Origin of the sequence: Fulvivirga sp. (genome assembly GCF_040220315.1) — a bacterium.
Taxonomy (GTDB): Bacteria; Bacteroidota; Bacteroidia; order Cytophagales; family Cyclobacteriaceae; genus Fulvivirga.
This window is the reverse complement of sequence record NZ_JAVJUY010000289.1, coordinates 1-9,174: the sequence shown is the minus strand read 5'-3', so window position 1 is coordinate 9,174 and position 9,174 is coordinate 1. Positions and strand designations below refer to the sequence as shown.

Sequence of the window (9,174 nt, the reverse complement as noted above, 5' to 3'; positions counted from 1 at the left end):
GAGCTCACATCGACGGGGAGGTTTGGCACCTCGATGTCGGCTCGTCACATCCTGGGGCTGGAGAAGGTCCCAAGGGTTGGGCTGTTCGCCCATTAAAGTGGCACGCGAGCTGGGTTCAGAACGTCGTGAGACAGTTCGGTCCCTATCTGTTGTGGGCGTAAGAAGTTTGAGAAGATCTGACCTTAGTACGAGAGGACCGGGTTGGACTAACCTCTGGTGTACCGGTTGTGGTGCCAGCTGCACCGCCGGGTAGCTATGTTAGGAAGGGATAAGCGCTGAAAGCATCTAAGTGCGAAACCCACTTCAAGATGAGACTTCTTTAAAAGGACGTTAAAGACGATGACGTTGATAGGCTGCAGGTGTAAAGGCAGAGATGTCAAAGCTGAGCAGTACTAATTACCTGTAAACTTTCTCTAGGGCTATGTCCTCATAAATTCTTTCATAACACAATGTCAACCCTTCGACATGCTCAACAGAGTTTGAAGAAGATAAAAAATAAAACATTATCTGTGATAAAAGATCGCAGCAAGGCTTTATGGTGACTATAGCGATGGTGTCCACCTCTTCCCATTCCGAACAGAGAAGTTAAGCCCATCAGCGCCAATGGTACTGCAATAATATGTGGGAGAGTAGGTCGTTGCCAGATTTTATTAATCTACACCTGTAGATCAAAACCCTTAGTAAAACACTAAGGGTTTTTTCATTTATAGTAACTACTAACTATACTGGGAGATGAAATTTATCCACCAACACTAATTAAACTCATTTGATTTGTATTAAGATAATTTTTACTGGCATCAATAATGTCATGAGGTTTTATTTTGTTGATAGAATTATAGAAATCAAGTATATAATTTGGCTCTAAATTATATAGATAGTATGATTTAAACTTCTCGATTAAAGAATAGGGAGAGCTTAAATCATTTTGAAATGATCCTATCCAATGATTTTTAGCTGTTATTAACTCTTCGTCTAGTATTTGACTTGAAGAAAGCATTTTAATTTCATTTACTATTTCATCAATTGCTAATTCCTTTTTCTTGGAGGATACTTCACTTGTAATTGTAAAATAAGAAGCATGTTGTAGGTTGACTATGCTAGAATATATGCCATAAGTTAGACCTTTTTCTTCTCTAATGTTTTTCATCAGTCTGGAGCCGAAATAGCCACCTAAAACATAATTGGTAAAGAGTAATGAAGTATAATCGGTGTGAGATTTGTTTATGGTTGGCAATCCTATTTTGAGTGATGTTTGAACCGAATTGGGTCGGTGATTGTTCAAAACTTTTTTAGAATAGGTAAATGTTTCCAGATAATTGGCAAAGTGCGGTTCGTAGGTAAAGTCTTTTTCAAAACTTTTAAGTTCATCAATTGAAATATTACCAGAGATAATAATCTCGAAAGAACTCCAATTATTTTTATAGAATTCAATTATATTTTTTAGATCAATCTTTTCTAAGTCTTGTGGGATTACTGATTGACCATAAGGGTGTTCTGGAAAAAGGGATTTACGGAATAATCTTGAAGCTACTATATTGTTTTTCTGTTGTTGAATTTTATAATTATTTATCAAAATACTCTTTTGTAAACCTATTTCATCATCAGGGAAGTTGGAATCTCTAAGTATTTCTGAAAAAAGAGTTAGTGTAGGGAAGAGAGTTTTCTTTACACAATGTATATCAACTGTTGTATAATCAAAAGAGGGATTAACCTCAATAAAGGAACCTAGTCTAGCAAATCCATCAGATATTTCTTTAGAGGATTTACTACTTGTTCCTGACATCAATAATTTCGAAGTTAGAAGATTTATACCGTTTAATGGCTCACGGTAGCTACTTGCATTTCTAAATATGAATTCTACTTTAATTGCATCTACATTTCTATTCTGAAAGAGGTGTACCTTAAGGCCAGTGGAAAGTTGGATTGATTCCGGCTCGGGAAATACTAATTGCGCAGGTTTGAATAAAACAGGGGCTATTTTCCTGTTTAACATACTAGTCTGTTACGGATTGTTCCTCTTGACTTTTCTTTTCAAAGTTGAATAAAAGTGTAAACCTCAAAGTCTCTGCCAATGGATGTTCCTGTTCTTTAGGTATTAAATACGCGAAATCAACACCAAAAACTTGATACCTGAAACCTAGACCCATTGTTAAATACTTCCTGTTTCCTTTTTCTTCGGACTCTAAAAAATATCCAACCCTTGCTGCAAATGTATCATTATACCAATATTCCGCTCCCCCAGAAATGGTTACTTCTTTAAGTTCTTCACTTCCACCACCTTCAGCATCTCCAAATGAACCAAAAATACCATTTAGTAGTGATTCATCTTTTTCGCTACCATCATTTTGTGGGCTTGGAACTAATAGTTTATTGAAATCTAGTGCAAACGTTATTTTGTTGTAAGGGTCTAAATTTGTGGTAAAAGCGGATCCTAAGCGAAGATTAGTTGGTATAAAATCCCTGTTGTTTTCGTCAGAGTATGTAAGCTTAGATCCTATATTTGAAATTACGGCACCTAAGGCAAGGTTAGAGTTTGTACCGCTAAGTAATAAATCTTTGTTGTAATATACTGCAATATCAGCTGCAACACTGTTGCCTGGCTTTGCATCCGCACCAGTTGTGGGGTTTGGTGAGCTAAAATTTCCGGTAAGGTTTGAATGTATGTAACGAGCAGTTATACCAACTCCTAATTTTTGGGAAAGCATTCTACTATATGTAGCATCAAATGCTACTTCTCTTGGGTTGAAATCACCGGTACTATTGCCTTCACCATCACGGAAGAATATTTCTCCCAGGTCGAAGTATTTCATTGATACTGCAACTGCCTGCTCCTTCGTAAACTTGTAATAACCAGATAAATAAGTTATTGACATATCATTAATTATTTTACCTAACCAAGGCGTATATGAAAGTGAAAAGCCAACATCATTATTTATGAAAGCCAACTTAGCGGGATTCCAGTAAACAGCATTAGCATCTGGAGAAGTTGCTACACCAGCATCGCCCATGGCGCCAGCTCTTGCATCGGGAGTAATAGTTAAAAAAGGAACAGCTGTGGTAATAACTCTTCTATCATCGCTCTGGCCAATAGGATCTTGTGGGGTAGTGCCTTGGGCAACCATTATTGTTATACTAAAAAGCATTAGTACAACAATTGATATAAATTTAAATTTCTTCATTTAACATTATATTGACCTGCAAAGGTACTTAATTAATAAGAATAAGTTTTTTATGAGCACTATTTTTTGCTCCATCTCGTTTAGAACGAACATTTAGTCTATAAATGTATATTCCACCTTTCAATTTTTCACCATTCATGTTTCTGCCTTCCCAATTATAAAACTCAACAGTTGATTGAGAGTTATCTATATTAAAAACATTGGTAAATATTAGCCCTGAAACGGGTGAAAATATTTGCAACTCCACTTCTAAATCATCGCCCGATTTATTGTGGGAAAAGCCAAAGGTAGTAAAATCATTAAATGGGTTGGGATAATTGTAAATATCATAAATAACCATTGCATTAGGGTCTGCTACTTCAAATGAAATAACCGATTCAGATGAATTATTAAATGTGTCCCATGCTTTTAACCTTATTGTGTGCTTCCCCTTTGAAAGATTTTTAAATGGAAATGTCACAACCCCTCTTTGATATGAATCTTTATCTGCTCTGTAATATGCATTTAGATTGTATTCTATTTCATCGTCCAGTGTAGCAATGATACTATTTCCGATAGTATATGAAGAAGTGTTAATTCCATTCTCATCCTCTAAGATGGCAACTAAATTTGTATTATGGCTAACCTGTCTCAATGAAGTATTAAGCGAGTCGCCCATAAATAATTTAATAGATGGCCCCTTATTGTCAGTTGGTGGTGTTGGATTTGAATCACCTATTTTTAATGAGATGTCCGCACCATTAGCATCCAATAATTGATCATTAGTTGCATACATATTAAGGCGACCATTACCAACTTCATAGGATATATTCTTTGGCACGACAAATTCAACTTGAAACTCACCACCAGTTACTGTCGAAGAGCCTTTAAAAACAATGTTTTCATTATCCTGATAAGTATAGGGTGAATTTTCATTGCCTAAAGTGGTTTTTGAAACGGGCTTATCATAAAGAACATAACTTACTTCACCATTAAACGATTGGTTTTGCAAGCCGTTGGAAGTATTAATTTGACCAAAAAGCTTCACCTTGCCTAGTGCCTTGAGAGTATCATTCTTTACACCAATTTCATTAATGCCCGTTATACTTATGTCCTGTTTAGGATAATTCAATCTGAGCGTTGGATCGCCTAATAGCGCAAAATTTCTATTACCTACTTTCCTAGAGTCTGTTGCAAGATTGATGCTTTCGTTTTTTGTGGCCATAAAAATATCACCGAGCCTTAAATAGTCTCCGCTTTCTTTATCAAAAATGTGATCGTAAAATGCCTTATTAAGTGCAAAATTTGATGATGAGCTCACAGGTCTACAAGTGCTAACCACGGCAATTCCACCTCCCTGATTGCTGGTTACAAGCAGCTCTCCCCCTGATGTTCTTTGCGGATCGTCATGCCTGCCGAATTCGCAAGTTGCAGTAACAAACAGAGGAAGTTTATCATAATTGTCCCAGTTTTGAATTTGAACTAAGTCTAATACTTGTTCCTGCATCCATCCATTTTCACCACCATGGCCTGTGAAATTCACTATCAAAGCTCCTTTTTCAACACTTTCCGTTAAAGCTTCACTTGCGGCAGGTGAGGTTTCTCCACTTGGTCTGGATACCTGTTTAAAATTATCCAGGAAAAATTTATTCGGTATGAAAGCTGAATAAGTTGTATCTACAAATTGGGTTAACTCATCTGACTGTCTTTGATGAAGATTGAAATCCCCATCATCTGCAACGAAAATTACATCATTTCTCCAATCGCCCAGTGTAGCCTCACTCGTAGCATAATAAATTAATTTATCGACAATTGACTTGGCTTCATCCTCAGTGGTAACTGGAAATCGACCAATTCCTATATCGATTGTATGATTTCCGCCATTCTCTTCAATCCATTCCCCTTCATCCTCTTCAAGAAAACCAAAATAATCATCTGATGCATAAGTATCTAAAGGGTGAAGCGAATTCCTAGACTCATAGACAGGTACAAAGTTCGTATTGTTGTTAATTGTGTTTTTATAGTCGTAAGACCCTCGACCAAACAGTAGTAAATATTTTAATGAGCCATTGTCATACAAATATTTAGCGTAGTTTCTAAGGGCAGTAATATCCTGTCTACCGCTTGAAAATTCATTGTACACCTCATCAATTAATACAACTTTTGAAGTTAAACCGTCATTGTTTGTTCTGAATGAAGCTAAACGAATTGCCTCTGATTCGAATAAAGCATGTGTGATTATTAAAAACTCAATATCTGTATTCGATTTTAAATTTTGATTACTCAATGAGGAAATGTTTGCTGGTGTATTGGCTTCAGAAGTTTCAAAAGCGATATACTCTTGCAATGTTTCTGAGCCGGCATTGTAACTTATTACTGATCCCGATTGGCTATAATTTTGAATTTTTGGCGAAAATGCATCGGTTACATTCCATACATTCGTGTTGCTTTCAGCGTTACTGATTTCAAAAGTAGTTATTGAATGATTGATACTTTCTGGTGATCTGAATTGTATTTGATCACCAGAAAAGTTAAGGCTGCTTTCAGCTTCAACCTGTACAAAATCTAAAAAACCAATTGAGTGAGTAGAATTTTTGTTATATTCAACATTTACTTCAATATTTCCATTACCAGGTGTAGCTGTAAATGTTTGTTGATTTTCTCTTCCTTTTATACTGTATCTAAACACCCTTTGATTAAAATCAGGAACACTCTCTACTTCTACATTTCCCAATAACGAGGAGTTGGCGTAAATATTAAAACTTGAATTTTCAAAAGACTGAGCCATTACCCTAGTAGTGATTTTTACTTCACTGCCAGTGATAATTGACGGAAGCTGGAAATTTATAATTTGGGATGTTACTGTATTAAATCTGAACGAATACCAGTTTCTGCCAGAAGTTAATAGATTGTTATTCTCCTCCTTATAAAAACTGAAACTATTGTAAGTATTTACTACAGGCCCAAACTCACTTAAAGATTGAATACTTGACATTCTTTTACCCTGATTTCCGCCATACGTGAGAAAGTAAAAGTTATGGTCTGAGTAAATATTATGCTCATACTCTAATTGGCCAGATGTATATTCAAAGGAATCGCCATCTTCTGCATAGAATAAGGCATAATCAGCATTATCAAATTTTCCGTCAGATTCCCCTATAACTTGAATTTCAATTTCTACAGGATCAATAGGCCATTCTTCGCTATTACTTTGAGGGAGCATGCCTCCTTTTTGACCATAAATTTTGATCGTTCTGGGATCGATATTATCAACCGGAACCCCATTATCTCTTAAATACTGGTAGCTCAGTTGATATACACCGCGCTCATTAATTCTTATTTTATACCAATTTCCATCTGAAAAAACAGATTGACAAATGGCTGAAGTGGAGAATGAAATTAGCGATAAAAAGAAAAGTACTCTTCTCTTCATTAGGGAACAATTATACTATTAGTACAAATTAACACCGAATAGTAAACAAACGTTTATATCCCAACGATATTATTAGTCAAAGACAAGTTGTTAATAATCGATAAAACTAAATAAGAGAGAATAATCAATGGAAAAGAAAGTAGTCCAAAAACAACAATCAGACATAAAGATAGCAGAATCAGCAAGTAACGGAATACGTTAGGTTTAAAGCTGAACCCAGAAAACTTTAATGCCAATAACCGTACAGGCATTACTAACCAAAGTGAGCATACAATTGTGATTACCATCAATAATTCATTCGATTTAATTCCAGGATAGGATTGAAATACAAATACTAATGAAGAAATGAATAGTGCATTAGCAGGTGTTGGCATACCTACGAACGAATCGCTCTGCGAATCATCTACATTGAATTTTGCTAACCTCAAGGCAGAAAAAACAGCTACTAAAAACGATAAATAGGATAAGTAACCTGCATCATCACTAAACAAATGAAATAGAAAAATAGCTGGAAGTAGTCCAAAGGTTACCATATCAGCCAGGCTATCCAGCTGCTTGCCTATATCAGAACTAACTTTTAGCATACGTGCCGTAAAACCATCGAGAAAATCAAAAACCATGGCTACCCAAATACTGTAAATGCTCCATTCCAATTTACCTTGAAAAGCGAAGACTATGCCCAGGCAGCCAGACATTAGGTTAGAGCAGGTGATCAGGTTTGGTATATGCTTAATCATGCTTAGTTTCTAATGGCACAAAAAGGATTGTTTTGTTTTTCGTGGCCAATTGTAGTTTCAGGGCCGTGGCCACAATATACTACAGTTTCATCTGGCAATGTAAAGAGTTTTTCATGAATACTTTTGATGAGTGTATCAAAATCACCACCAGGCAAATCTGTTCTTCCAATACTTTCCATAAATAATACATCACCATTGATACACAGATTATCTGCATTACTATATAAAGCAATATGTCCAGGGGCGTGACCAGGAACAAATAGAACTTTAAGTTCGCTATTACCGAACTTAACTGTATCACCTTCTGCAAGATTTGAATCTACTTCAGATTCTTCAAAATGCTGGAATCCATAACTAGGTGCATAAGCTTTAACTGCTCTTAGTGTTTCAACATCAGACAGATGTACTTCCAATTTAACTCCGTACTTTTTCTTTACAAATTCATTACCAAAAACATGATCGATATGACAATGTGTATTAATTAATCTTTTTACTGTCAGGTTTTGATCTTCAATAAATGTGTTAAGCTGTTCTTTTTCGTAATTTTCGTAGCAACCCGGATCAATCACTATGGCTTCACCGGTCTCATCATATAACACATAAGTATTCTCTAAAAAAGGGTTGAATGTAAAAGACTGTACTTGAATCATTTCAATAGTGGTATTGTTTGTTCAACTTTGAATTTGCAAAACTACACTTTTATCAACACTAAGATTGAATAAGGATTTTGACTTTATAATAGTAGGAAAAGGGCTGGCAGGAATTATCTTGGCGCATCATCTCATTCAATCTGGCAAAAGCATTTTGCTGTTCGATGATCAAAATGGGCAATCATCTTCAAAAATAGCTGCCGGGTTGTACAATCCGGTTACTGGTCGGAAGATGGTTAAAACCTGGAAGGCAGATGTCCTATTTCCCTATTTAGAATCTTACTACAGAGGAATTCAGGCACATTCAGATGAGAAGTTTTTTGTTGATAAGGCAATTTACAGGCCATTTATTTCAACAGAGGAGCAAAATGAGTGGTCGGCACGTTCTGCTGATGAAAGTTATCAGCCTTATATAAGCAAGATTCATTATAGTAGTATTAATAACGCTGTAAATGATCTGTTTGGAGGAATAGAATTAAAAAAGTCTGGGTTTTTGAATGTGCCTGTGTTCCTGGAAAACCTGACAGAAGTGCTATTGAAAGCAGATAATTTTACTATTAACAAAGAAAAATTTGACGAGGAGGAATTGAAATTAAGTGAGTCAGAGGTAAGGTATAAAGGTAAATTAGCTTCAAAAATAATTTTTTGCCAAGGCGTAGCAAGTACCAAAAACAAATATTTTCAGTGGCTTCCATTTAAGCCGGTAAAAGGAGATATTCTAACCATTGAAGCTAATATGCAAACTGATCTGATAATTAACAGAGGAATATTTGTAATACCGATTGGTAAAAACCGTTTTAAAGTGGGCTCTACTTACAACAACTATGATTTAACAACAGAGCCTTCAATGGAAGCAAGGGTACTATTGGAGCAGAAACTAAAAGAACTTATTAGCGTTAACTATAAAGTTGTTGAGCACATATCTGGTATTAGGCCAGCAACAAAAGACAGAAAACCTATTATTGGAATGCATCCAAATTATGAAAATGTAGGTATATTTAATGGTCTTGGAACTAAAGGGGTATCATTAGCCCCTTATTTTGCGAATCAATTTGTACTTCATTTGGTTAATCAATCAGCGCTTGATAAAGAAGTGGCTATAGAGAGGTTTTATACCTTGATTAATGATGACAAGTAATTAATGAACAAAATTGGACACATATTAACATTGTTTCTGCTTTTGGGAGCTACGCTGG

General features: G+C 35.7%; 6 protein-coding genes and 2 rRNA genes. 3 read left to right on the top strand and 5 right to left on the bottom strand.

Features of this window, described 5'->3' with window-relative positions:
• Together RLO81_RS14470 and rrf are read left to right on the top strand one after the other, a co-directional pair.
• Positions 1–417: ribosomal RNA gene (locus RLO81_RS14470) — 23S ribosomal RNA — on the top strand; the annotation flags it as partial.
• Between the two features lie 117 nt (positions 418–534).
• Positions 535–646, top strand: a 5S ribosomal RNA gene (gene rrf, locus RLO81_RS14465).
• Between the two features lie 93 nt (positions 647–739).
• On the opposite strand, the gene RLO81_RS14460 is transcribed toward rrf, so the two are convergent.
• From RLO81_RS14460 to RLO81_RS14440, 5 genes are read right to left on the bottom strand one after another with little or no spacing between them, the layout of a single operon-like run.
• Positions 740–1,993 (bottom strand): M16 family metallopeptidase, encoded by a 1,254-nt coding sequence (locus RLO81_RS14460; RefSeq protein WP_350113035.1) that lies wholly within the window; start codon positions 1,991–1,993, stop codon positions 740–742.
• 1 nt (position 1,994) lies between these two features.
• Positions 1,995–3,179 carry a type IX secretion system outer membrane channel protein PorV gene (gene porV, locus RLO81_RS14455; protein WP_350113032.1) on the bottom strand — a complete coding sequence of 395 codons (1,185 nt, stop codon included), beginning with the start codon at positions 3,177–3,179 and terminating at the stop codon, positions 1,995–1,997.
• 28 nt (positions 3,180–3,207) lie between these two features.
• A complete protein-coding gene (porU, locus tag RLO81_RS14450) occupies positions 3,208–6,591 on the bottom strand; it encodes a type IX secretion system sortase PorU (RefSeq protein WP_350113030.1) in 3,384 nt (1,127 codons plus the stop codon).
• Positions 6,592–6,644: 53 nt separating this feature from the next.
• Positions 6,645–7,328 carry a CDP-diacylglycerol--serine O-phosphatidyltransferase gene (pssA, locus tag RLO81_RS14445; RefSeq protein ID WP_350113027.1) on the bottom strand — a complete coding sequence of 228 codons (684 nt, stop codon included), beginning with the start codon at positions 7,326–7,328 and terminating at the stop codon, positions 6,645–6,647.
• 2 nt (positions 7,329–7,330) lie between these two features.
• A complete protein-coding gene (locus RLO81_RS14440; protein WP_350113025.1) occupies positions 7,331–7,978 on the bottom strand; it encodes an MBL fold metallo-hydrolase in 648 nt (215 codons plus the stop codon).
• Between the two features lie 64 nt (positions 7,979–8,042).
• Here RLO81_RS14440 and RLO81_RS14435 point away from each other — a divergent pair, with 64 nt between their 5' ends.
• Positions 8,043–9,116, top strand: a complete 1,074-nt coding sequence (locus RLO81_RS14435; protein WP_350113022.1) for an NAD(P)/FAD-dependent oxidoreductase — start codon at positions 8,043–8,045, stop codon at positions 9,114–9,116.
• Positions 9,117–9,174: the final 58 nt, after the last annotated feature.